We start from the raw sequence: 25,297 nt of genomic DNA, 5'->3' as shown, positions 1-25,297 counted from the left end.
AAAGTACCAATTGGTTTCAAATTTTTTCAAGTTTTGAAATTTATTTTTCTCCAACAAAAAAAGAGATTCTGGGTAAAAACCCAGAATCTCTTTTTCTCGTTTTAAATAATACGGGCTGTAATTACGCCAGAAATACTAAGCAGCTTTTCTGTTAAACCAGGAATAACATCCCCGTTTACTTGATTGTCAATATCAATCAATGTGTACGCGTAGTCACCTTTACTGCGGTTTACCATGTCCGCAATATTCAAGTCATAGTCAGACAGAGCACCCGTGATCTGGCCGACCATGTTTGGCACGTTTTTATGTGCTACAGTCACACGGCGTTTGCCGGTAAACGGAATTTCTACGTTACCGAAATTCACGGAGTTTTTAATGTTTCCTGTTTCCAAATACTCTTTCATTTGGCGTGCTGCCATAACGGCGCAGTTTTCTTCTGATTCTGTTGTAGATGCGCCAAGGTGAGGAATCGGAACAACATTTTTCATGCCAATAACGTTTTCGTTCGGGAAGTCTGTTACGTATTTACCGACTTTGCCGCTTTCAAGTGCTGCCCGCATATCTTCTTCGTTTACAAGCTCGCCACGTGAGAAGTTCAAGATAGTGGTACCGTTTTTCATAACAGAAAACGCTTCTTTGTTGAACATGCCGCGTGTGTTATCGGTTAATGGAACGTGGACTGTAATGTAGTCACTCGCCGCAAACAATTGTTCAATTGTCAAAGCGCGCTGCACGTTACGAGACAGGTTCCAAGCGGTGTCAACCGAAATAAACGGGTCAAAGCCGATTACATCCATATCCAGGTCAAGCGCATTATTCGCAACCAAGGCCCCAATGTGGCCAAGACCGATAACGCCAAGCGTTTTGCCTTTTACTTCACGGCCGACAAATTGCTTTTTGCCTGCTTCAACAAGCTTTGGAATCGCGTCTCCCTGGCCTTGCAGCTCTTTTGTCCAGCTGACGCCGTCAAACAAGTTGCGGGAAACAGCCATAATCGTTGTCAGGATCAATTCTTTCACGGCATTGGCATTGGCACCCGGCGTGTTGAAAACCACAATGCCGCGTTCTGTGCATTCTTGTACAGGAATGTTATTTACACCGGCACCAGCACGGGCAATCGCTTTAAGACTGCCGCTGAACTCTGTATCATGCAGGTTGGCACTGCGCAAAATAATACCATCTGGTGTGTTTGTGTCGTCGTTTACTTGAAAACTATCTGCATTGTGGAATACGTTCATGCCGATATCGGCAATATTATTCATGGATTTAATAGTATACACGTCTCGTTACTTCCCTTCCGCTGAATGAGTCTGTTCGAATTCTTGCATAAAAGCGACAAGTGCTTTGACGCCTTCAACCGGCATAGCGTTATAAATACTTGCGCGCATGCCGCCAACTGAACGGTGTCCTTTTAATGTTTCAAGTCCTTTTGCTTTTGCTTCTTTCACAAACAGTGCGTCTAGTTCTTCGCTTGGTGATACGAATGGAATGTTCATCAGAGAACGAGCTTCCTTCGCAATCGGTGAGCTGAACATAGCCGATTGATCAAGATAGTCGTACAAAATAGCCGCTTTTTCCCGGTTGATGCTTTCCATTGCTTTGATACCGCCTAAGCTTTCTAACCATTCAAATACAAGCTTCGCCATGTAAATCGCAAACGTTGGCGGTGTGTTATAAAGCGACTCGCTGTCTGCATGCGTTTTATAATCCAGCATGGTTGGAACGGAGTCATCCGCTTTTCCAATTAAATCTTCACGGATAATCACAAGCGTCAAGCCGGCCGGGCCGACATTTTTCTGCGCCCCTGCGTAAATAATGCCAAATTTTGACACATCGATTTCCGTTGATAAGATATTGGAAGACATATCTGCCACAAGCGGCACATTGCCTGTATCCGGAATCTGTTCGAAAACCGTTCCTTCTATTGTATTGTTTGTTGTGATATGAACGAAATCCGCTTCTGGGTCGATCATATCCGCTGTTACGGTTGGGATGTAGCTGAAGTTTTTATCTTCAGAAGATGCAATAACACGTACTTCCCCGTATTTTTTCGCTTCTTTAATTGCTTTTTTCGACCAAGAGCCTGTATTCACAAAATCCGCTTTTTTGCTGCCGGAAAACAAGTTCATCGGCACCATAGCGAACTGCTGGGAAGCGCCCCCTTGAAGGAATAACACTTTGTAGTTGTCCGGAATGTTCATCAGCTTGCGAAGAACGGATTCCGCTGTTTCAATGATTTCTGTAAACCATTTTGAGCGATGGCTCAGCTCCATCACCGCCATGCCGGAACCTGCGTAATTTGTCAGTTCGGCTTGTGCTTTTTCGAGTACCTCAAGAGGCAACATGGAAGGACCTGCCGAGAAATTATAAACTCGTGTCATCATACTACTCCTTCATTCGTGTTATTTTCGATAATCTGAAAATTTACTACTTTATCAATACCCGAATTATAAAATAACATCCTGTACTTATCAAGGGCTCCTTCCTTTCATTTTCAAGGAAATATTAGATTGTTATCGCTTACAACCCTACGTATGAACACACTTTTCATTTCCGAACATTTTGTTAAATTTTCTTACATTCATTCGCTTTTAAAGATAAGCTGCTCTGCTTACTGACAGCCAGAAACAGAGAGGACCCTGCCGGTGATTCAAACTATGAATAGACAATAGGCGAGAAGATTCGCTAAAAAATGAAAGATTTGTCATAAAACGAAGCATTTGTTCATCAAATAGCCCCTTGCAATATTTATCGTCAAAAGCCCTTTTTTAACCTGGCAAAACTGGTATATAATGAAAATTAACTACTACTTTTGGAGGTGCTGGGTTTGTTTTGTGTGAAATGCGGAACGGAGATGGGCAGTCATGCTCGTTATTGTCCAGGCTGCGGTAGAAAGCGCCGTAAATCGTTTTCCTTGATCAAATTTCTCGGTTTTTTATGTCTTTTTTCTGCACTTGGATTTGGCGGCTTTATTTATTATCTGGTACAAGGGAACCAGGAATCGCAAAAAGCAGCACAGCCGGTGAAACAGCCGGCTCAAACGCAGCAGGCCGTAGTGCGTGAAACGGTGGCTCCCCCAAAAGAAATAACAGCCCATGAACAAACCTCGATGAGTGATCTGATCGCAGATACTCAGCAGAGTGTATTCACTGTTTTTACAGATTACGGCCAGGGGTCCGGTTTTCTAATCAATGATCAAGGTGATGTCGCCACAAACGCACACGTTGTGGAGAGCACGGTTTATACGATTGTTAAAGACATCAATGGAGAAGAACATGAAGGCACCGTGATCGGTTATTCCAATGAAACCGATGTGGCACTTATCCGTGTACCAGATTTGGCTGGACATTCCCCGCTTAAGCTTGAAACCGGCCAAAAAGCGCAGGTTGGAGATGAAGTGATTGCTCTTGGAAGTCCGCTGGCGCTGGAGAATACAGCGACTTTCGGCTACATTACCGGTGTGGACCGCAGCTTTGTGATTGAACCCCATTCCTATGATCACATTTATCAAACATCCGCTGCCATCGCTCCTGGAAGCAGCGGCGGTCCGCTTGTGTCCAAAAGCACCGGCCGTGTCGTTGCGATCAATTCAGCGAAACTAACCGGCGAAGAAGCAATTGGTTTCAGCATTCCATATAAAGATGTGGCAGGCATGCTGAATGGCTGGAGTGCCGACCCTCTTTCTGAAGATGAGGTTACAAGCTTGTTTTATACGGAAGACGGAGCCCTGTTTTTTGATGAATACTGGAACGAGGACGCCTATTTTGATGGCGGCGAATACAGTGAAGATGAGATGTATGATTATTATGATGTTCCGGATGCCTGGCTGGAGGAAGAAGTGCCAGCCCAGGAGCCGGTTGAAGAAGATGTCATTGTAGAAGACTATGTAGAAGAAGTACCGGAAGAAGAAATTCCTTATTTAGAGCCGGAGCCTTCGGAGGAAGAAATCGTCGAGGAAGTGCCAATAGAAGAAGAACTTGTAGAAGAAGATGTTGTAGAAGATGTGCCAGCTGCGGAGGAAGAACTGCTCATAGAAGAGACGGAAGAAGAAATTCCTGTTGAGGATTTCATCGATATAAATGGGGATGGCATCATGGATGAGCTGGACGATTTAAATGGAGACGGCAAGGTTAACGAGCTGGACTTGGAAGAACTCCCTGCTGCTTCATAACATATTTCAAAGAACCTGATATTTAAGTTCTTTCAATGTGTAGACAAAGTCTTTCGCTTTTAAAAAGAGCCGATAAGGGAAGCCTGCCGGACTTCGCGTTCCACGGGCAGTGCGGGAGCCTCCTCGGCTGCGCCTGCGGGGTCTCCCGACTCACTGTACTTCCCGCAGGAGTCTTCGTCCGGCAGGCTTCCCTAAGTGGTGTTGAAGATCCGTAAGCAAAGATCGAATAGAAATTTTCTCTTTTTTAAACAGAAAGATACGACTTTATTCGCTCTATACCATCTTGTCGCAAGCCACTTGGCGGCGTCCGGGCAGCGGGACCGTTGGAGCTGCCCGGACGCCGCCGATCCATCCCATTTATATGCCCGGTCATTCATATCATTTGTCTCCAGTCTGAAAGAACCTGATGTTCAGGTTCTTTTTTTGTAGTCAGATGACGATTTTTGAAGTATAATGACTACAATTTGTGTATTTAGGAGGAAGATCACTTGCGTACTTATCAAGTTGACGAGCGGCCGCCGATTCCGGCTCTGATTCCGCTTAGCTTGCAGCATTTATTCGCCATGTTTGGGTCAACGGTCCTTGTTCCGGTTTTGTTTGGTGTGAACCCAGCGACGATTTTATTAATGAATGGTATCGGTACATTATTGTACATTTTTCTTTGTAAAGGCCAGATTCCGGCTTACCTCGGATCCAGTTTTGCTTTTTTATCGCCTGTTTTTTTAGTACTTGAAGGCGGCAGTTACGAGCAGGCATTAGGCGGTTTTATTGTCGTCGGTCTTATTTTCATGCTCGTTTCAGGAATTATTAAAGTGGCCGGCACCGGCTGGATCGATGTGGTCTTTCCACCGGCAGCAATGGGCGCCATTGTAGCCGTAATCGGGCTTGAGCTTGTGCCGACAGCTGCACAGATGGCGGGCATTATCTCGGACGGTTCAGCGGATTGGTCACCAGACCGTAATACGATTATCGTTTCCATGCTGACGCTTCTTATCACAGTTATTGGCAACGTGATGTTCCGCGGCTTTTTAAAAATCATTCCGATTCTGGTTGGGATTGTTGCTGGGTATATGATCGCGGCAATGTTTGGAATGGTGGATTTTACACCGGTTCGCGAAGCTAAAATGTTCGCTCTCCCGCAATTTTATTCGCCGGAGTTTCATTGGTCGAGCATTGCCATTATTGCTCCTGCCGCGCTTGTTGTCATTGCGGAACACATCGGACACCTTGTTGTTACACAAAATATCATAGATCGTGATTTAATGAAAAAACCAGGTCTCGGTGTTTCTTTATTCGGAAACGGAATTTCAACGGTCATTTCTGGTTTTGTCGGCTCAACGCCAAACACCACATATGGTGAAAATATCGGTGTTTTAGCTCTGTCAAAAGTGTATTCGGTCTGGGTCATTGGCGGTGCGGCTGTTATGGCGATCCTGCTATCGTTTTTCGGCAAGCTCGCTGCGCTTATTTCAACGATTCCAGGTCCGGTTATGGGCGGCATCTCCCTGCTTCTATTCGGTATTATCGCAGCGAGCGGCCTGCGCATGCTTGTCGATTCACGGGTGGATTATTCTAAAACAACGAACATGATTTTAACAACGATCGTGCTTGTGATCGGTTTATCAGGCGCTACGTTCACATGGGGCTACCTGCAATTAAAAGGAATGGCACTGGCAACGGTTATCGCGATTATTTTAAGCTTGTTCTTTGCCTTGATTAAAAAATTAAATTTATCAAACGACCATGATTAATGAAAAAGACGCTGCCAAGTGAGGCAGCGTCTTTTTTATTCGCTTTTTTGTTTTGTGCCGGCGTAGGTCCAGCCGCTTTCCTGATAGGCTCTGCCTTCTTTCATCAGCTTGCCGAGCGCCCGTTTAAACGCTCCTTTACTGATGCCGAACCGTTTTTCGATTTCCTCCGGCAGGCTTTTATCCCAGTATGGCATTTTGCCGCCACGGCTCATTAAATAGTCATATATATTGTCTGCGTCGTCTTTTTGCCGCTCTGTCCGCCTGCCAAGAAGCGAGACATTTACCGAGCCGTCATCATGTACAGCAATAATCCGGCCTTTAACTTCCTGTCCGACGCGCGGCTCGTCCTCCCGTTCGGTTGGATGCAAAAACGCGCGGTGCATATCATCTGTGATGATCCATGTTCCTGCTTTTCCTGTCCGGTAAACCACGCCCGTAAAATCTTTATTCATATCCGTTTTATTGGCACGCTTAGCGATATCCCAAATTTTTTCTTCTGTAGCTGGCTTTGCAAAAAGCCGGTCGTTTTTATCCAGCTTCAATGTACAGTACAATTTATCGCCTTCAATCGGACGCACTTCAAATTTATACGGCAGGTCATCTTCTGACACGAGCGCATCCTTGGAAATACCAATATCGACAAATATGCCAAGCTTGTTAATTTCTTCTCCAACGACTTCTACCCATCCATATTCTCCTAGCGTAATAAGCGGGCGCTTCATTGTGGAAGCGAGCCGTCCGCTGTGATCCTGGTATAGGAACACTTCCACTGGCCCGTTCGGGTCAAAGCCGTCCGTTATTTCACTATTATGAAGCAGTACTGCTTCTTCTTCTTCATTTTCAAGAAACCAGCCATATTCTTGTTTGTTTTTTACACGTAGTGTTACGATTGTTCCAGCTTCGAGAGCCATTCACGCACGTCCTTTCCAAAATTCTCATTGCTTCTCATTATATCAGCTTTCCCGCTTGAATGTTTAATAATCCAAGGTTCGGGTACACTTGTAGTACTAAATCGAAACGGGAAGGTGAAATTATTATGGCTCGTTCATCAGGCGGTATGACAAACTTAATCAAAATGGGCATGAAATACGGTCCGATCATTTACCCGATTGTAAAAAAATATTTGGACAAGCGCAGAGCGGCAAAAGTATACCGCCCACGCTAAACAAAACGCCGGAGCAAAAGCTCCGGCGTTTTGTTTATTTTCCCTTTTTGGCTTTCATCACATTGTCAGACAAAACGGTAAAAGTGGAGAGCTGGGAAGCTGGCAGAATCCAATATCCATTTTCCTCATGCCCGCCGGCGGGCTCCCATTGTTTCACTGCTTCATTGTAAAAAGCACCATTTGTTTTACCCACTTTGACAGCTTTTTTTAATTTCAATTTTATTTCGACTAGAGCGTCCAATGATACAACTGCATGCTCCCCTGCCTTGATCGCTATGTCGAGCACACTGCTTTGTACCTGCCCAGGCGGGAGTGAAACATCTTTTGCCTGAAGCGTATTTAATGAAACAGAGACCGTTTCCTGTCCAGCTGCCTGCAGTTGAAGAAGAACTTTCTCCGGAATAAGCACACCGTTGCCTTCAGCTGTCTGCATAAAAATCGGCTTCGCTGATTGAACAGCGGAATTGATAATGGACAACGGCAGTCTCCATTCAACACTTTCTTGATCTGCAGTTAACGTCCAGTGCTGCTGCCCTTTTTCGATCATCGAATCGGTCACCTCTACAACCGGCAGATCTGATGCCGGCGGCGCTGGCGTGCCACCTTCTTCATTTCCGCTGCCTTGTGAGCCAGTTGTAAACGACCAAATATCCGACTGGGCTTCTCCGCCAAATGAATCTTTTACTTTCACATACCAGCCATGCTCGGTTGAACGTTGCAGGTCTTTCCAGGAGGTTGTTGCTGTTTCACCATCTTTTATGCCGGATTGCGAGCCGATTTTTTGGTCTGTGTACACTTCCGCTTTAAAGGAATCTGTTGCGACCACTTTTTCTTTTGGTGTTAAATCTACGTCAATCGCAAATTCGTCCTTGCCCGGATAGTCGACCGGACTGTAATAGTTGAACTGATCGAGGTAAGGTGAATACGTCTGTAAATAGATTTTGTTTTGGATCGGATTTACTTTCATTAAACGAAGGAAGCCTTGTCCGCCTTCCGGCCCGCCCTGATAGTCGGCCAGCATTTGGTATACACTTCTGTCCGGTGTGCCATCGCCGTTATCATCAATTTGATCTACCAGTGTCTCACTGTCGTGATAATGGCCGGATAGAACTGCTACAACATTTTTATTCGGCTTTACCACTTCCTCAAACACTTTGTCGCCAATCGGGCTGCGGTTGCCTGACACAAGCAAATACTCATGGAAGCTTACAATTGCTTTTCGATCCGGATGCTCGGCCAGCACTTTGTTCATCCAGGCAATATCTTCCTCGTTCACACCCCAGCCCATATAAAGCATAATAAAATCATTGCCGTTCGAGCTGATTAAGTCGTAATGGCCCCGGTTATCTTTATAGGACTCACCGTAATAATCCTTCCCGGCAAACCTTGCTTCCCCGAAATACTTGCTGTACTCGTTGTAATCGCCTGTTTTATGGCCGACATCGTGATTGCCGGCGAGAACACCATATGGAACTTTTGCGTTATCAAGTGTTTTCATATACGTATCCGCACGCTCCCATTGATACGGCTGATTCGCTTCATCGACAAGATCACCTGTATGGAACACATACTTTAAGTTCAGCGCTTCTTTTTGTTCTGCAACCCACTTGGTCATGCGGTCAAAAATATGCGGATAGCTTTCCGAATAATACTGGGTGTCTGACATCCAAACAAATGAATAATCAAATTCCGGCGTAGAAGCAATCTCGTCCTGCACCATTACCTGCACCTTGCCGCCTTTTACGTACTCAAGCCCTTTTACATGTCCGGTCAGGGTGAAGTTTTGGTCATCTTCCGCCACTTTCCATTCTTCAAGCTCCCATTTGGAAGCAGTATAGTTCCATACATACATGGACACTTTCCGGCCGATTAATGATTTTCCTTCCCAATGAAGCGCAATTTCGTCTGTTTCATCTACTTCTTCATCCACGGCGACTTCAAAGCGGTGATAAGGAAATTTCTCAACAGACTTTGTTTCTACATACTGGCCGTCCGCCTTTGCCATTTTATCGGTATCCAAAACAGCCGATTCACCCGCTGGCGCCAGTTCTTTCGGCGGCTCCTGATCCGCATTGTTTTGGAATACACGCACGCCGGCATCATTTGCTGCGTACTCATAGCCGCGATAAAATTCCACGTCGAGTGTATCCTTCGTCGGATCGGTGACTTTTACCTCAAGGCTCGCGTTATTCGCATTTACATTTGTCTGTCCGTCTGCAGGTGTTACCGCTTCCGGCGCATATGGCTGCTCTTCCACTACCGTAAAAGCAACTGATTTTTCGGCTTCGTTGCCGGCCCGGTCCACTGCTTTAAATTGAACAGTATGCGCTCCCGGAGACAGCTTTGCTGATGACGTTTCGAGTGGAAGAGAAATTTCTTCGCCATCCAGATGGGCTGTTAATGTTTCCACATCGGAAGCATCCTCTGCTTCTGCATTAATCGTAAATTCTCCTTTATATTCCCGATTTTCTTCAACTGAAGGAATAATAACAGGAGCGCTGTTATCTACTTGAACTTCTGCACGAGCAGAAGAAGATTCGATGAGATGAGGGCCGTCTTCCACTGCTGTTGTATCCCACTGGTAAGCTTTCGCGGTAAATGCTTCATCCGGCACATCAAAGGTAAAATCCACAACCGGCTTGGCACTTGCTCCGTCACCGACTGAAATTTCTTTAGCTGCGTCGCTGTAAGCCGGATCATACAGTGTCGTACCGTCTTCAAGCACGAGACGCACATTTTTCACATAAAAATCATCCCGGTTTTCTTCGGAATTCATATCAAATGGAGATACCTTTGTGCCCGCACGGATAGACATCGTCGTTCCTTCTCCCTGCTTAAACTGGGAAGGGTCAACCGGCAAGGTAATTGTTTCATACGTATTGATCGTATCATCAAAAATATGCAGTGTTTCGTCGCCGATCGTTACACCGTTTTTAAAATACAAATTCACTTTTTTAGCATCAAACGCAAAGTAAGCGTGTGCCGGCAGAGAAGGTTCTGTTTCACCTGTCACATCCCGTCCGTCAACAGAAAGCGTGGACTCCTTGCCAAATGATTTGATCACAGCCGTTTTGCTGAGCAGCGAACCATCTTCTACATTCAAGCCTGTTTCTGCGCTTATATCATTTTCAATTTGGATCGTTTTCACATCTGTCTCGATTTCGTTCGTTCCATCGGATGCTTTCACATAGTACTGCAGGCTTTCTTTGCCGAGCAGATCAGGTGAATACACGGTTTGGGAAAACAAACCGGTATCAAAGTTCTCGGTTAAATCGACCGACTTATATTCATCCGTTTCGCTTGTTTTGTAAAACAAGCGCATCGTTTTAACGGATTGATCATCTGTAGCATCAAATGACAGCGTTACATTTTGCCGGGCTGAAATCGGCGCTGTTTCTGTTAAGTCTGTTACCACAGGTTCCGTTTCGTCTAACGCCGTTTTCTTTTTTAGCGCAGGAACCTGGGCCGCTTCGACAGTTCCGGGTGCAGCCGCTTCTTTCCCGGCACTGTATTTATACATTTCCCTGCTTCCCGCCTCACGCGGGAACGAGTACAAAATACCTTTGTCCGCTACCGTGTCATCCACATTCGGCTGATCTAAATAAGCCGCCGTTGAAACGTCGAACCCCGTGTTTGTTGCGATGGAGATGACCCGGGCACTTCCGTTTGCCATGCCGTCTGCTTGAACCTGGACAATGTTTTTGTTTTCTTCCAGGTTTGTTCCATAATGAGCATTAAAGTCGGCAACGGTTTTGGATTGATTTGTACTGTTTTTAATCCAGTACGTCATCGTTTCCCCAGACGACAGCACCAGGTCTTCTTTGTCTGCTCTCCAGATCAAGTCTCCTTCCGACCCGTCAGCCGGATACCGGTAGCGGATGGTATAGTCTTTTAAATTAATAGGTTTATCCGTATTGTTATATACTTCAATAAATTCATAGCCATCAAGGCCGTCTATGTTCGCTGAATCCGGCACAATCTCGGTTACAAGCAGATCCGGGACAGCCTGCGGATCGTAATCCAGTCCCGCTGCTTGAATAGTAATGTCTTCTGTCTGTGCCCTGTTTTGGCCGTCAAACGCTTCAATCCGATACGTGAAGCGGTCTGATAAAAGCTGAGACGCTTCAATAACCGTTTCATATGATCCGTCTTCTCCCGCTGTCATATCCGTTTCAAGCCAGTCACCGCCTGCTAACGGCTGATACAATACCTTCACACTGTCCAGTTTTGTTTCATCTGTGACAGAAGCGCGGATCACGATATCTTGACCGGCTTCAACCGATTCCACCGGCGTATGGGTAATAACCGGCTTTACCGTATCTACTTCGATTGGAGCTTCCGGCCTTTGCCCTTCTATAAGCATACCCGGCGTTGCGGGTTCTGAAGAAGTCAAGACGTCCATCGTTCTGCCGTCCGCATTTGGCTTAAATTGAATTCCTTTGTTTAATTCCACTTCATTTGGTGTATAAGCAGCGGTTGTTAACAAGTTGCCTGCCATGTCTGCAACTGACAGGCTTCGCTCAGAGCCATTTGCCATTCCGGCAGATTCTATGTATGTAAACTGTGCATCTGTTAAAGAAGTGCCGAATTCGGCATTAAAGTCCGCTAATGTAAGAGACTCGTTTGCTTTGTTTTCAAGCTTTACCCAAACGACTATCGTTTCGCCAGGCGCAATCTCTTTGTCTTCTTTAAATACCCAATCGGCTGTTGTTCCGTCTGGATAGCCGTAAACCAGTTTATAATTCTTTAAGCTAAACGGCTGGGTACTGTTATTGTACAGCTCAATAAATTCATAGGCGTCTGATCCGTTCAGGTTGTCACTGTTCGGCAGCAGCTCTGTAATGAGGACAGGTGATACTGTAACCGCTTGCGCAAAAGGCGTTTCTTCTGCATAAGCAGCAAGTGGCGGCGTCACAAGAGATGAAACGGATAAACTGCTGGCGAGCACAAGTGAATAAAAAGACTTTCTTTTCATGAATGCTTGATCCTCCTCTAAATAAACATCTCTTGTCAGTGTAGCGAAAGAATATATGGAGGATATAAATAAAGTGTAAAAATCATGTAAAGAAGTCAATAAAAAAGCTTCCGCCCGATTTTGAACTGCCCCGTAAATGTTAGACACCAAACTAACATTTACGGGGTGTTTTTATGGCCAAATTTACAATGGAAGAAAAGATTCAAATTGTATTAAGGTATTTAAAAAGAAATGAAAGTATTTATACAATTGCTGAAGAAGCCGGAGTCAGTTCTCCAATCTTAAGTGGATGGATTCGTCTTTATGAACAATTCGGTGCAGAAGGGTTTTTAAAATCCTATACAAGCTATTCTGTGGAGTTTAAACTTAATGTACTCAAGTATATGAAAGACACGGGTACATCCTCTTATGACGCAGCTGCCATTTTCAATATTTCTTCACCAGGCTTGATCCGAAACTGGCGAAAGTTATTTGAGACTGGAGGAATGGATGCCCTGTATCCAAAGAAAAAGGGGCGATCATTCATGAAAAAAGAAACAAAATCTACTGTTAAAAAACAATTACCAGTTGAAGGATCAATGGAGGCTCTTCAGGCTGAAAATGAGCGTTTACGCATGGAGAACGCCTACTTAAAAAAGTTGAACGCTTTAGTTCAAGGACAGGAAAAATTACAAACAAAGTCAAAGCGCAAGTAATTTTTGAGCTAAAGAATGAATTTGATATCGTGGAATTAGTTAAAGTCGCTGACATTCCACGCAGTACATATTATTACTGGGAAAAACAATTAAATCGAGAAGATAAATATGTGAGTGTAAAAGAGGTCATTGAGGCCGTTTATCATGAACATAAAGGTCGTTATGGCTACCGCCGTATTCACAAAGAATTAACGAAAAGGCACATTCACCATGACCCAAAGACCATTCATCGCTTAATGAATGAGATGGGCTTAAAATGTGAAGTGCGTATGAAAAAATACCGTTCATATCGTGGAAAAGTAGGTAAAATCGCCCCCAACATACTGAATCGCGATTTCAGCACAGAAAACATGAATGAAAAATGGGTAACCGATGTAACGGAATTTCACTTGTTTGGAGAAAAACGATTTTTATCTCCTGTTCTAGACTTATGTAATGGGGAAATTATTGCGTATAAAGTGATGAAACGTCCTGTTTATTCACTGGTTGAAGAGATGTTAGAAGAAGCAGTGAAGCGAATACAGCCTGAAGATAAGGTCATCCTTCATTCAGATCAAGGCTGGCATTATCAGATGGCCAAATACCAAAAAAAATTAAAAGAATATGGTATTCGTCAAAGCATGTCCCGTAAGGGAAATTGTTTAGACAACGCAGTCATGGAAAATTTCTTTGGCTTATTAAAATCAGAACTTCTTTACTTACAAGAGTTTGAGAGTATGGAACATTTTGAACGAGAATTAGAAGAGTATATTTATTATTACAATCACAAACGAATGAAGGCAAAATTAAATGACCTAAGTCCAATAGAATACCGGACTCAGGTCTTGGAAGCTGCCTAAACTTTTTGTCTAACTTTATTGGGTCAGATCATTTCTCAGGCAGAAGCTTTTTATTCATCTATTATAGTTCGTCGAACCCGTTATCCTGCACGTTTACTTTTACGTATTGGCGCGAACGCTGTTCAAAGAAATCCGTTTTACCCAAATCCACATCTTCGTATGCTTTAATCCATTTAAGTGGATTTTTGCGGTAATCCGGATATGGCTTTTCATAGCCAAGCTGTGCGCAGCGCACATTAGCGTAAAAGTAGATGTACGCTTCTACATCTTCTACATCAAGCCCGTCAATTTTATCTCCAATGACTTCACGTGCCCATTCCACTTCGAGCTCAGCCGCTTCTTTGAAAATCGCCTGTACTTTTTCTGCGCGGTCCGGTGTATCCAACTCCGGATATTCATTTAAAAGTTCCTGGTAGATTTTCACGAACAAGTCGACGTGAAGCTGTTCGTCACGATTAATATAGTTAATCATTGTGCTTGAAGCGACCATTTTCTGGTGGCGCGCCAGGTGATAAAAGAATGCAAAGCCTGAATAGAAAAACAAGCCTTCCAAAATGACATCGTGTACGATTGACTCCAGCATATTTTCCACGGTTGGGTTTTCCGCAAAGGACTGATAACCTTTTACGATAAAGTCATTGCGTTTTTCAAGAACCGGCTCACTGCGCCAGTAATCGAATACTTCGTCCTGCTTTGATTTCTGAACAAGGCTGGACAGTACGTAAGAGTAAGAATGGTTATGAATAACCTCCTGCTGCGCCAAAATAATCATCAGCGCCTGCAGGCTTGAATCCGTTAAGTAGTCCGCTACTTTCCCGGCATAGTCTGTTTGAATGCTGTCTAAGAGAGCAAGCAGGCCGATAATTTTCAAAAACGCTTCCCGCTCGCTGTCTTGGAGATTTGGAAATTGTTTTACGTCATTGCTCATGTTAATTTCAAACGGTGTCCAGAAATTCCCAAGCATCCGCTTGTACTTTGGATACGCCCAGTCAAACTTAACGTCATCCCAGTTTAAAACGTTGGATGAACGGCCATTTACAATGGCCGTTGAACGGTTTGGCGCTTCTTTATCCATTAATTTTCGTTTTTCAATAAGTGTCATGGTGTTCTCTCCTTAGCTTGAGCAAGATTCGCACTCAAGTAGTTCCACAGATGTTGAACGAACATAATATGTTGTTTTTAATCCTTGTTTCCAGCCAGCTAGGTGCAGATCAAGCAATTCTTTCGCTTTAATAGTGTTTTGCACGTATAGGTTCAGCGAAACACCCTGGTCAATGTGGCGCTGGCGCGCAGCGTTTTGGCGCAGTGTCCAGTGCTGGTCGATAAAGTAAGCGGATTTGTAGAACCATGTTGTTTCCGCGTTTAAATCTGGTACTGTTACAGGAATTTTATAATCTTTCTTTTCCTCAGAGTAACTCTTTTGGAAAATCGGATCGATACTCGCTGTGCTTCCGGCAATGATCGATGTAGACGAGTTTGGTGCGACGGCCATTAAGTAGCCGTTACGCATACCGTTTTCCCGTACCTCTTTACGAAGTGCTTCCCACTCGTCTCCTTCATAGCCGCGTGCATCAAAATAAGCACCTGTCTGCCAGTCAGATCCTTCAAATAATGGGTAAGCCCCTTTTTCTTTTGCCAGTTCCATAGACGCTTGAATCGTCAAACGGGCAATGGTTCCGTACAGCTCATCTGCATACTGAACAGCTTCGTCTGATTCCCAGCGGATGTTTTTCAGCGCCAGCAGGTGATGCCAGCCGAATGTACCAAGACCGATGCCGCGGTAACGGCTGTTTGTCCGTTCTGCCTGCGGTACTGGAATCATGTTTAAATCAATAACGTTATCCAGCATGCGCACCTGTACGCGAATCAAGCGCTCCAATACATCTGCCGGCACTGCTTTACCAAGGTTGATAGAAGACAAGTTACATACAACAAAGTCACCTGGCTTTTTGCGCGTTACAATCACATCGTCTTCAAGCTGAATAGATTGGAATTCTGTTGCACTCATATTTTGGAAGATTTCTGTACACAGGTTACTAGAATAAACCATACCTTCATGCTTGTTCGGGTTGCGGCGGTTTACTTCATCACGATAGAACATAAACGGTACGCCTGTTTCAAGCTGCGAGCGCATAATGCGTTTCATAATGTCGATCGCCTGTACCGTTTCACGGGAAAGCTGCTCGTTTTGTACGCACTGCTCATATTTTTCACGGAATGAGCCTTTGCCGCGCGACTCATCATAGAAGTCTTCAAGCGAGAAGCCCATAACTGTGCGAACTTCATGCGGATCAAACAAGTGCCACTCTTCACGCGCATCTACTTTTTCCATAAACAAGTCTGGAAGACATACGCCTGTGAAAATATCATGCGCACGAAGACGCTCGTCACCGTTGTTTAATTTCAAATCAAGGAAAGCAAAAACGTCTTTGTGCCAAACGTCCAAGTAGACCGCTATCGCACCCTGGCGCTGGCCAAGCTGGTCAACGCTGACCGCTGTGTTGTTCAACTGCTTAATCCATGGAAGAACACCGCTTGATGCGCCTTTGAATCCACGGATAGAAGAACCGCGGCTGCGTACTTTACCCATGTAAACGCCGATGCCGCCGCCGTATTTAGATAACGTCGCAACATCTGTGTTGCTGTCGTAAATGCCCTGCAGGCTGTCGTCCACTGTATCAATAAAGCAGCTTGAAAGCTGGCCGTACGGTTTACCCGCATTTGACAACGTTGGTGTTGCTACGGTCATGTATAAGTTGCTCATTGCCCAGTAAGATTCAGCAATTTTCGCCAGACGGTTCTCTGTTTCGTTTTTCATAAGCGTCATGGCAATCGTCAGCCAGCGTTCCTGTGGAAGCTCAACTGGTGTTTTATCAAAATCACGAACCACATAGCGGTCCATCAGCATCTTAAGTCCAATGTATGTAAACAGCTGGTCGCGTTCTGGTTGAATAAGCTTGCCGATTTCCTCAAGCTCTTCTTTTGTATAAGCTTCGATCAGATGGTTATCATAAAGTCCTTTTTCCGTTTCGCGGTGAAGATAGTCAGCAAAAGCCGTATAAACGTCTTTGGCTTCTACGCCTCTTTTTGCTGCAATCGCACGGTATGTTTGGTGCAGATAAATACGTGCCGCTACAAACGTCCAATATGGCTCTTCTTCATCCATAAAGCTGAGCGCTTCAAGCGTCATAGCTTTCGACCAGGCATCCATATCCGCATCCGGGCGCTTTGCCGTCCAGCGCTCGCTTGCGCGGAGAAGCGGTCCGATTTTTTCTTCGCCGAATTCAGTTGTCAGCGTATGTAAAAGTTGATCAATGCCTGAAGCAGTAGTTATGGTCATGAAGTATGTCCTCCTTTTAATATGAGCAAAATAAAAAGAGCGATCGCTCAAGTTTTTTCGACTGAGTCCGCGCTCTAGGTGGGTAAACGTGAAAAATGGCAGAGTTTTGCCATCTTCACCTCTCAGCCCCCGAAGAAAGTGGTGCTTACAGAAAAACAGGCAGGTTTCCTGGCTCGTGCGTCCTCCTCCTGCCGCCTTCCCGCTTTCGCAGTGGCCCGGCATTCGTCTGCACTTACAGTTGCGGGGACAGCTCCGGCATCCAACCGGATTCCCTTTACACCATTACTGGTACCTATTTTCCATCGCATACTATATATTGTGTTTGTTCACGTTGTAAATACTAGCATATTGTATCCTAGATGTACAGTTAAAAAAACGGCTCGAAATCTTCTGTATTCTTTATCTATTCGTGCAAAAGAAAAGAACTGCCGCCGCCTGGCAGTTCTTTGGGCTGTTATGGCTGCTTGCTGCTCCACACATTAAAAATAGTCATCGCAAATTGTTCACGGGTAATGCCTGCTTCTGGAAGAAATCTAGCAGAGGTACCGCCGGTCATCAGGCCGTTTGCGTAAACAGCATCAATTTCATTCTTTGCCCAGTGGGAAGCCGGAACGTCTGTGAAAGCGGCAGGCACACCTGCTTTCAGATTCAATGCTTTTGTTAATATACGTGCTAACTGGGCCCGTGTAAGCGGCTGATTCGGATTGAATTTCGGCGCTTTCGCAAAAACGCCTGCTTCAGTAAGCTGTGCAATCGCGCTGTAAGATTTCATATGCGTAGAAACATCTGAAAACCCTGGATTCGGCGCCGCTTCCGTTTTGCCAAGAATACGCGCTAAAATAATCGCGGCTTCCGCCCTGGTAATCTGGCTTTTAGGTGCAAACGTACCATCCGCATTTCCTTTAATAATACCATTCTCGGCCAGTTTCATAATCGCCAGGCGTGCTTGAGAACCGACAGCGACAATATCAGAAAACGGGTCCGAGTCCGCTGCTCCTTTCCAAACCGCAAAAAATTGATTGGCAATCAGCTGATAACCTGCTGTATTCGGATGAATATCGCTCGGGTTTGGCAAATACTCTTCACCGAACTGGGCAGAGGCATCAACAAACGTTGCGGATTGTTTTTGAGCGGTCGTTTTTAATTGCGTATTAAAAAGTGTAAAAAATTCTTTTAAGTGATCTTTTTGCTGTCCTTCTTCCATACGTGGAAACGGAAAATAATAGCCTGTCACATACACATCGACCGTTGGATTCAATGCTTTAATTTGCCCAATACCGGCTGTGAGATTTCGGTCCACTTGCGCGACTGCTTCTAACAGCTTAATGGGATCTGTATTTCCGGCAAGCGCTAATTGAAGCAGATCATTGGCACCTGTTGAGATCGTAATCAGTTCTGCCTGCCGAATCGCCTCCTGTACATCCGTTAAAGAGAGCTTCGCTAAAAACTGGGCGCTCGTTTCACCGGAAACGGCAAATTCTTTCGTAAAAGAAGAGAGTACGCCTTCTTCCTTCAGCTCCGCCGCAATTAAATCGGTGTAACTCGTTCCAACCGGCACTTTATAAGGCGTTTGGCCGGCCGCAATAGAATCACCGAAAGCGACATAGTCTATTTTCGAAGCAGCTGCGTCTGCTGGCGGCACAAGAAAAATGCCCATGCCCAATACACCGGCTGAAAGGGCTGATATGTATTTTTTCACTTTTTTTCCTCCCGCACTCGTTTTATCCATTTTACCATGTGAAGAAGCAATACGTGCGAACTTCTTAGAAAAAATAAGGAAATGTGGTATAATGAAAACGTTGTTTCAACATGCTTTAAATGGGTATAGTAATGTAATGAACATTTGAGAACGGAGATGACAGAAATGAATTTAAAAAAGCTGATCAAGTACGGTGCTATTATCGCTCCAATCGTTTACCCGAAAGTAAAAAACCGCCTAGGAACAAACAATTTGCGTAAATCATACAGTGATTCCCATAGAACACGTATGTCTGGCAAAAGCATTCTTGATAAACTTTAATCCGTCATAAAAAAGATCCTGCATAGGGTCTTTTTTTCATGTAGACAAGCTAAAAAACCCGCCAGCAGCTGGCGGGTTTTTAAATATTTCTTTTATTGAAGAACTGCACTCTTGCTGAAAAACTCTTTGTACAGCTCACGCAATACATTGTTTGTATCTTTTTCTTGAATACCAAACACAAGGCTGACTTCCGAAGAACCCTGGTTGATCATTTCAATGTTTGCGCCAACGCGGGAAATGGCCGATGTGGCACGTGCAGAAAGTCCAAGTGTATTATGCATACCTTCTCCGACAAGCACAATCATCGCGAACCCATGCTCCACATTTGCTTTATCTACATCCAGTTCATTGCGGAAACGAGCTAAAATGCGCTCTTCTTTTTCTGGTGTAAGCTGGTGGCTTCTTACAATAACCGACAAATCATCAATGCCAGATGGCGTATGCTCATATGATACACCTTCTTCTTCTAAAATTTGAAGGAGACGGCGGCCAAATCCGATTTCACGGTTCATCAAATACTTGCTTACGTACAAAGTAGAAAATCCAGTGTCTGCTGCAATCCCAATAACCGGATTTTTCGTGTATTCACGCTCTGCTACAATCATTGTCCCCGGTGCGGATGGGTTGTTTGTATTTTTAATGCAAACAGGCACCGAATGCTGGAATGCAGGCATAAGGGCTTCATCATGGAAAACAGAGAAGCCGGCATATGACAACTCGCGCATTTCACGGTATGTCATCCGTTTGATTTCAGCCGGATTGTCCACAACATTCGGGTTCGCTGCAAAAACGGAATCAACATCTGTAAAGTTTTCATACAGCTCCGCTTTTAAGGCAGCGGCTAAAATTGAACCGGTAATATCCGAACCACCGCGGGCGAATGTCATCATCACGCCTTCTTTTGTATAACCGAAAAAGCCTGGGAATACGACAATCTTTCCGTTTTCGCGAAGCTTTTCTAAGTTTTCATAAGCTTCTGGAAGCGCACGTGCGCGGCCCGGCTCATCACTTACAATTAAGCCCGCTTCTTTCGGATTTACATACTCCGCATCTAATCCGATGCTTGTAAAATACGCAGCAATTAATTTTGCATTATTATCTTCTCCGCTTGCTTTCAGCTGATCCATGAAAAGCGGCGGGTTATCGCGGTTTTCTGTTAAACGGCCGCGCAAATCTTCTTCAATAATATAAACAATCGTATCATCAAGACCGAGCCCTTGAGCGATGTCTGCATAACGGTCAACAACGGCTTTAAGTTCCGCTTCCGCATCTTGCTTTTGCAAAGAGGCATTCGCGAGCGCAATCAGCAGGTCCGTTACTTTCGTATCTTCGCTGAAACGTTTACCGGGTGCCGATACAACAACCGCCTTTCGCTTCGGTTCATCTTTTACGATAGATGCTACTTTTTTAATTTGTTCTGCACTGGCAACGGATGTGCCGCCAAATTTACATACGATCATGTCTGCCACTCCTTGCTGGTTTGCATTCCTTGACGAAAATGCGCTTTATCCAAAGAATTATACCACCGTTCATACGAAAAAAGAAGAAATAATCAGAATTTCGTTGCGAAAACGGGAAAAATGCCCGAGCTCACAAGCGGCCCGGACATGTTCTTTCCTTATTGAGCTGAATTTGTATCGGTAATACGTCCTTCAACCGCTGCGTTAACCGACGGATTCGCTTTTAAATAATCGGTAAAGGTTTCCCAGTCAACGTTGCCTGGCTCACTCACGCGGCCTTCGTCGTACGCTGTTTTAAACATTGAAAAGTTATCGCCGCCTTTTGCGGTAAAGGTGTTTGTTGCTACAGCATATGTTTTCGCTTCATCCAGCGGAACAAATGTGCCGCCTTCGTTCACTTCTACCGATGTTACACGGGAACCTGCCGCTTTGGAGGAGTCATACGTAAACTTCAAGCCGGCCGCCTGCAGGAACGCGCCGTTTTGTTCTGGCGCCAGGCTGACGCTGTGTTCAAGCGCGGCTTTGATTTCTGCTCCTGTTAAGTCCATGATAGCAAGCGCGTTGCCAAACGGCATTACGGTAAGCACTTCTTCCATTGTAATGTCTCCGGCATCGATCGATGCACGGATTCCTCCGCCGTTTTGAAGCGCAATGACGGTATCTGGATCAATTGTCTTGGCTTTTGCGAGCATGGCATCCGTCATGAGGTTGCCAAGATTGGTTTCCTTCGTGCGCACATTTGCCCGCTCGCCATCTAAAGCAACTACAGCTGAACCTACTACCTGGGCTTTTACTTTCTCAATTTCCAGTGTATAAGCGGATGCCAGCCGGTTTTTCACTTCTTCGTTTTCTTCAAACACATAGGTGCCGTCTTCATTTTTCTGATCGACTTCAATCAGTTCGCCGGCGTACTCCGTGATAGCTCCTTCTTCATCAAAGATCACATCAAGTGTACCGACAAACTTGTTATACTCATTGGCCTGTACAATAACGGTCGGCTCTGCTCCTGTTTCATCAATATACGGCTCGCTCAGCTTGTCATGCGTATGGCCGCCGACAATCACATCAATGCCTTCCACTTCTTTTGCGAGCGTGACATCATTATCACCGCCGCCATCCCGGAAGCCAATATGGGACAGGGCTACAACTTTGTCCACCCCTTCTGCTTCAAAGGACGCTACCGCTTTTTTCGCTTCTTGAATATAGTTTTCAAACTCCACATCGTCGCCAGGAGATGAAATCGTTTTTGTTTCTGCTGTTGTCAATCCGAAAATGCCGACTTTCTCGCCGTCTACTTCTTTAATAATGCCATTGTATACCCGTCCGTCCATGGGTTCATCCGTCACCGTTTCGTTCATTAAAGAAGAAAGATTCGCATCCGCCGACGCATTTACGTTCGCCGATACAAATGGGAATTTCGCATTTTTGATAAAATCAGCCAGCGGCCCTGTGCCAAGATCGAATTCGTGGTTTCCAAAGGTCATGGCATCATAGCCGAGCATGTTCATAAAATCAAGATCAGCCTGCCCTTTGAATTGGTTGAAATAAAGGGTGCCGGAAAACACGTCGCCGGCATCAACGAGTAGAGAAGACGGGTTTTCTTCCCGCAGCGCTTCTACAATCGTTGCTTTGCGCGCAACATTGTCAATATGTGCATGTGTATCGTTCGTGTGGATAAGGGAAAGCAGGAATGCTTCCGGCAGCTGAGATCCGCGGTGGAGGAATAACGCCCATTCACCCCGAAGCAGCCTGTCCGCTGCGCCAAAAGTGGTATCCGTTTTGCCGAGAGAAAGACCAGATTCTACAAGGGCGTTTACATAAGGGCCAAAGCGTTCATTCACATCCGTAAACGGCGTCTCCGTTACCGTTTCATTTACTTCAAGCCCGTACGCATTCGCGAGCCAGTAGGAAGCTTCGCCTCGCGTGATGGGTTCAAACGCACCGAATTTACCTTTTGCTTTTCCTGCTGTAACCCCGGCTTCTGCCAGCGCATTTACAGCCCATTGACCCCGCTCTGGTACATCGGTAAATCCTGCATCTTTATATGTATCATCTTCTGTAAAGCCAAGCGCCTTTGCCAATTGAATGGCCGCATCTACGCGTGTGATGGACATAGACGTGCCAAACTTACCTGCAGAATAGCCGGCTGTAATATCGTTTTCTGTTAAAAATTGAACCGCTTCCTCATAATGCGGCGGTACATCTGTAAAAGCAGATGCAGCCGAAACCGAAACCGCAGATACACCAATAGAAGCCACAGACGCTGCTGCAATAAACTTATGTTTGTTTTTCAATGAACCTGCCCCCTTATAAAATAAACACCTTTAATTCAAAGGATAGGTGATCTTTAACCTAAAAACAAGAATATTACAAAAACTTTAACAAATCGTTACATTACGTTCATAATTTGAAAAAACCGCCCCGACATCAGCCGGGGCGGTTTTCTTGCTCTTTTATTCTTTTATAATGCCTTCTTGCACCATAAGAAGTGCCATAACGGCTGCTACATAGATAGAGACGGCAGGAGCCGTTAACACATGCCCTGCCGTTGCGCTGATCCCGATTCCAAGGATAAAGGCAACTCCATACATAATGTTAACCGGCGTGAAGGTTTGTTTAATGTTTCGGACAAAGTGAATCACAAAACGGATCGCATAGTAAAGCGGCAATGACATCATTGTCAGGAAGCCGACGATGCCGAGTGAGAAAAAGAGATCAAAAAAGTCCATCTCGATCATCCTCGGTGTTTTGCCTGGTTCCGGTTCTTCATAGTTTCCGGCAAACCCCATACCGAAAAGCTTTTGTGAAACCGGCGCTTCGGCAAACTGGTCTTTCATCTCAGCTAAATATTTTTCCCGGCTGCTGAATACAAGATTCTGCACTTGTTCATTTGTAATCTCAGGCTCTTCTTCCTCCTGCTCATCTTCCGGCAGTTCTTCGCCTGTATCTGGATCAATCTCTTTTTCTTTTTCTTTGCTAAAGTCGATGTTTAATAAACTTAAGTGTGCAAACATGTTATGAAACACAGGCGTAACCGGTGTTGTCACAGCGAGCACAGCAATGAGCACTAGCGAAATGAGCATATTGGAACGCGTTTTTTCTGAACGCTCTTTGGTGAAATACAAAATGAGCATAGAGAAAAAAGCAGCCAGCAGCACAACGACAATACCGCCGTACCCAACTTTCGTTCCAAGAAACTGCATCGAAACAGCCAGCAGCACAAATGGAATCCAATAACGCCACTCTTTTACACGATTTGTTTTCTCAATTGCGTAAAGGGCCGTCACCGGAAGAATGATCGCCATGATGGCACCAATTTCATTTCCGGCATAAAACCAGCCGCTAAAGCCGATTTTCGTATGGGAGTAATTGGACAGGCTTGTTCCTGTTACAAAGGAAACAAGAAACACGGCACTGATGATCAGCGAGGCGTACAAGAAATAAGAAGTGGTTTTTTCTTTAAACGGCACTTGCTCCCGCTTTAAATAAAGGTACAGAACGCTAAAGCCCGTAAACAGGATTGGAAAGTACACAATCTTATTGAAAAACTTTAATTCGCTCCCAAGGTAGTAAGGATCTTTTACGTTCATATTCAGCACAATGTTAATAGCAATGACGGCCGCAACGGCTAGTAAATAAAGAATGTACTTCCTTGCCAGCCCGCTTTGCCGTGCTTTCCATAACAGCATCAATACGATAGCGGCCATAAACAGCACGCGGACAATTACACCGACAGTTAAACTAATGTTAAGCAGCAGCAGCGATGCGCTTGTGAGCACATCAATAACCGGCTGCCAAATAATAAAAGCCAGGGCCAGCAGCCAAAATGTCTTCTCATTCTTCATGTTGAAAAGTCCTCTTTCCTTCCAATTTCGTAGATTTTTATACTATCATATTTTATAGTAAAAGAATTGTGTAAACCTGAAAATGCATCTTTTCTATTATATCGGAAAAGCGTTGAGAATCCAGCGGAAAATGAATCGTTCCTTCAAATGAAAAAGAAGTTCCCTGTTTGTTATACTCATTGTAACTACATTCATGATAGGGTGGCGGATTTTTCATGCGCATGTTTGTGTTTGGCGGAATACTCCTGGCCTTCATTCTGCTTTTTTGGGGAGGGTGCGAATTGTCGAAAAAAGAAAGAGCCACATGGATATGGGATGCCCATACGCTCAAAGATTCAACAGAAATGCTGTCCTTCTTTGAGAAACAAAGTGTGAAAGATGTATATGTCCAAATCGACGCTTCTGTTTCAGATTCTGTCTATCAATCCTTTATTGAGAAAGCGCACGAGCAGGGTATGCGGGTTCACGCGCTCGATGGATCACCCGAATATACGGAGAAAGATCTGGACACCTTTTTGGATCGGATACGTCCGCTGGATTGGGACGGTATTCACCTTGATATTGAACCATATTTGTCCAGCGAATGGAAAACTGATCAGAAAAAGGCGGTTTATCGGTACGAAAGGCTGATCAAGCGGGCAGCAGACAGCGGCTGGACACTCGGAGCTGATATTCCTTTTTGGTACGATGAAGTGTCCGCTTCTACCGGAGGAACGTTAGCAGAGTTTGTGATTCAGCATACGGATTATACGGTGATTATGGCGTACCGCGACAGTGCCGAGAAAGTTATGGATGTTTCGGCCAAAGAGCGTGCGCTTGGCCGTTCACTCGAAAGAAACGTGTCGATTGCTGTGGAGACGATTGCAAATCCGGAAGCAGGAGGCATTTCGTTTTTCGGAAAAAGCGCCGCCTACTTCGAGAAAGAGCTGGAAACACTCGAAAATGAATGTGGCTGCCAGGTTGCTGTGCATCACGCTGAATCCTGGAAAACTCTATTAAACCAATAAAGGAAAGCAGCCGCACCATGCGCGGCTGC

At 44.9% G+C, this 25,297-nt stretch carries 16 protein-coding genes and 1 riboswitch; of the genes, 6 read left to right on the top strand and 10 right to left on the bottom strand.

The features are described from left to right. Nucleotides 1–101 precede the first annotated feature (101 nt). A complete protein-coding gene (locus RRU94_RS10645) occupies nt 102–1,262 on the bottom strand; it encodes a phosphoglycerate dehydrogenase (RefSeq protein ID WP_315695914.1) in 1,161 nt (386 codons plus the stop codon). Between the two features lie 24 nt (nt 1,263–1,286). Then, nucleotides 1,287–2,381 carry a 3-phosphoserine/phosphohydroxythreonine transaminase gene (serC, locus tag RRU94_RS10640; protein WP_315694206.1) on the bottom strand — a complete coding sequence of 365 codons (1,095 nt, stop codon included), beginning with the start codon at nt 2,379–2,381 and terminating at the stop codon, nt 1,287–1,289. Between the two features lie 455 nt (nt 2,382–2,836). Between serC and RRU94_RS10635 the strand changes: the two genes are divergently transcribed. Then, nucleotides 2,837–4,171, top strand: a complete 1,335-nt coding sequence (locus RRU94_RS10635) for a trypsin-like peptidase domain-containing protein (RefSeq protein ID WP_315695912.1) — start codon at nt 2,837–2,839, stop codon at nt 4,169–4,171. Nucleotides 4,172–4,659: 488 nt separating this feature from the next. Further along, nucleotides 4,660–5,922 carry a uracil permease gene (uraA, locus tag RRU94_RS10630; protein WP_315694204.1) on the top strand — a complete coding sequence of 421 codons (1,263 nt, stop codon included), beginning with the start codon at nt 4,660–4,662 and terminating at the stop codon, nt 5,920–5,922. A 35-nt stretch (nt 5,923–5,957) separates the two neighbouring features. On the opposite strand, the gene RRU94_RS10625 is transcribed toward uraA, so the two are convergent. Continuing rightward, nucleotides 5,958–6,833 (bottom strand): CvfB family protein, encoded by an 876-nt coding sequence (locus RRU94_RS10625; RefSeq protein WP_315694202.1) that lies wholly within the window; start codon nt 6,831–6,833, stop codon nt 5,958–5,960. Nucleotides 6,834–6,958: 125 nt separating this feature from the next. On the opposite strand from RRU94_RS10625, the gene RRU94_RS10620 reads away from it, so the two are divergent. Then, the gene (locus RRU94_RS10620; protein ID WP_315694200.1) at nt 6,959–7,087 is read left to right on the top strand and encodes a hypothetical protein; all 129 of its coding nucleotides are present in this window, start codon (nt 6,959–6,961) and stop codon (nt 7,085–7,087) included. A gap of 34 nt (nt 7,088–7,121) precedes the next feature. Here the strand turns inward: RRU94_RS10620 and RRU94_RS10615 are convergent, their stop codons facing one another. Continuing rightward, nucleotides 7,122–12,062, bottom strand: a complete 4,941-nt coding sequence (locus RRU94_RS10615; RefSeq protein WP_315694198.1) for a lamin tail domain-containing protein — start codon at nt 12,060–12,062, stop codon at nt 7,122–7,124. Nucleotides 12,063–12,235: 173 nt separating this feature from the next. Here RRU94_RS10615 and RRU94_RS10610 point away from each other — a divergent pair. After that, nucleotides 12,236–13,596 (top strand): IS3 family transposase gene (locus RRU94_RS10610; RefSeq protein ID WP_315690933.1). Its coding sequence is split into 2 segments (ribosomal slippage): nt 12,236–12,692 and nt 12,692–13,596, totalling 1,362 coding nucleotides; the frame shifts between segments, so codons are not numbered across the junction. 61 nt (nt 13,597–13,657) lie between these two features. Here the strand turns inward: RRU94_RS10610 and RRU94_RS10605 are convergent. The 3 genes from RRU94_RS10605 to RRU94_RS10595 all read right to left on the bottom strand — a co-directional run bounded on the left by RRU94_RS10605 (nt 13,658) and on the right by RRU94_RS10595 (nt 18,635). Then, entirely contained in the window at nt 13,658–14,698 is a 1,041-nt protein-coding gene (locus RRU94_RS10605; RefSeq protein ID WP_315694196.1) for a ribonucleotide-diphosphate reductase subunit beta, read from the bottom strand. A 12-nt stretch (nt 14,699–14,710) separates the two neighbouring features. After that, nucleotides 14,711–16,936: a ribonucleoside-diphosphate reductase subunit alpha gene (locus RRU94_RS10600; RefSeq protein ID WP_315694195.1), complete on the bottom strand. Its 2,226-nt coding sequence runs from the start codon at nt 16,934–16,936 to the stop codon at nt 14,711–14,713. Nucleotides 16,937–17,076: 140 nt separating this feature from the next. Next, nucleotides 17,077–17,247: riboswitch (cobalamin riboswitch) on the bottom strand. Nucleotides 17,248–17,390: 143 nt separating this feature from the next. Beyond that, nucleotides 17,391–18,635, bottom strand: coding sequence for an S-layer homology domain-containing protein (locus tag RRU94_RS10595; protein ID WP_315694193.1), 1,245 nt, complete (start codon nt 18,633–18,635; stop codon nt 17,391–17,393). Nucleotides 18,636–18,791: 156 nt separating this feature from the next. Here RRU94_RS10595 and RRU94_RS10590 point away from each other — a divergent pair, with 156 nt between their 5' ends. Beyond that, nucleotides 18,792–18,956: a hypothetical protein gene (locus tag RRU94_RS10590; protein WP_315694192.1), complete on the top strand. Its 165-nt coding sequence runs from the start codon at nt 18,792–18,794 to the stop codon at nt 18,954–18,956. A gap of 92 nt (nt 18,957–19,048) precedes the next feature. Here RRU94_RS10590 and RRU94_RS10585 read toward each other — a convergent pair whose 3' ends face one another. From RRU94_RS10585 to RRU94_RS10575, 3 genes are all read right to left on the bottom strand, one after another. After that, nucleotides 19,049–20,416: an aspartate kinase gene (locus RRU94_RS10585; protein ID WP_315694191.1), complete on the bottom strand. Its 1,368-nt coding sequence runs from the start codon at nt 20,414–20,416 to the stop codon at nt 19,049–19,051. A gap of 158 nt (nt 20,417–20,574) precedes the next feature. Then, on the bottom strand, nt 20,575–22,710 hold the full coding sequence (locus tag RRU94_RS10580; RefSeq protein WP_315694190.1) for a 5'-nucleotidase C-terminal domain-containing protein: 2,136 nt from the start codon (nt 22,708–22,710) through the stop codon (nt 20,575–20,577). 159 nt (nt 22,711–22,869) lie between these two features. Beyond that, the gene (locus RRU94_RS10575; protein ID WP_315694189.1) at nt 22,870–24,261 is read right to left on the bottom strand and encodes an O-antigen ligase family protein; all 1,392 of its coding nucleotides are present in this window, start codon (nt 24,259–24,261) and stop codon (nt 22,870–22,872) included. Between the two features lie 281 nt (nt 24,262–24,542). Here RRU94_RS10575 and RRU94_RS10570 point away from each other — a divergent pair, with 281 nt between their 5' ends. Continuing rightward, entirely contained in the window at nt 24,543–25,268 is a 726-nt protein-coding gene (locus tag RRU94_RS10570) for a hypothetical protein (RefSeq protein ID WP_315694188.1), read from the top strand. Nucleotides 25,269–25,297: the final 29 nt, after the last annotated feature.

The organism is Domibacillus sp. DTU_2020_1001157_1_SI_ALB_TIR_016 (genome assembly GCF_032341995.1).
Classification (GTDB): Bacteria; Bacillota; Bacilli; order Bacillales; family Domibacillaceae; genus Domibacillus; species Domibacillus indicus_A.
This window is presented reverse-complemented; position numbering and strand designations above follow the sequence as displayed.

Excerpts from the sequence above, each read along its gene's own strand:
- RRU94_RS10645 (WP_315695914.1), bottom strand. The coding sequence starts at position 1,262 with ATGAATAATATTGCCGATATCGGCATGAACGTATTCCACAATGCAGAT.
- serC (WP_315694206.1), bottom strand. The coding sequence starts at position 2,381 with ATGACACGAGTTTATAATTTCTCGGCAGGTCCTTCCATGTTGCCTCTT.
- RRU94_RS10625 (WP_315694202.1), bottom strand. The coding sequence starts at position 6,833 with ATGGCTCTCGAAGCTGGAACAATCGTAACACTACGTGTAAAAAACAAA.
- RRU94_RS10620 (WP_315694200.1), top strand. The coding sequence starts at position 6,959 with ATGGCTCGTTCATCAGGCGGTATGACAAACTTAATCAAAATGGGCATG.
- RRU94_RS10615 (WP_315694198.1), bottom strand. The coding sequence starts at position 12,062 with ATGAAAAGAAAGTCTTTTTATTCACTTGTGCTCGCCAGCAGTTTATCC.
- RRU94_RS10605 (WP_315694196.1), bottom strand. The coding sequence starts at position 14,698 with ATGACACTTATTGAAAAACGAAAATTAATGGATAAAGAAGCGCCAAAC.
- RRU94_RS10600 (WP_315694195.1), bottom strand. The coding sequence starts at position 16,936 with ATGACCATAACTACTGCTTCAGGCATTGATCAACTTTTACATACGCTG.
- RRU94_RS10590 (WP_315694192.1), top strand. The coding sequence starts at position 18,792 with ATGACAGAAATGAATTTAAAAAAGCTGATCAAGTACGGTGCTATTATC.
- RRU94_RS10585 (WP_315694191.1), bottom strand. The coding sequence starts at position 20,416 with ATGATCGTATGTAAATTTGGCGGCACATCCGTTGCCAGTGCAGAACAA.
- RRU94_RS10575 (WP_315694189.1), bottom strand. The coding sequence starts at position 24,261 with ATGAAGAATGAGAAGACATTTTGGCTGCTGGCCCTGGCTTTTATTATT.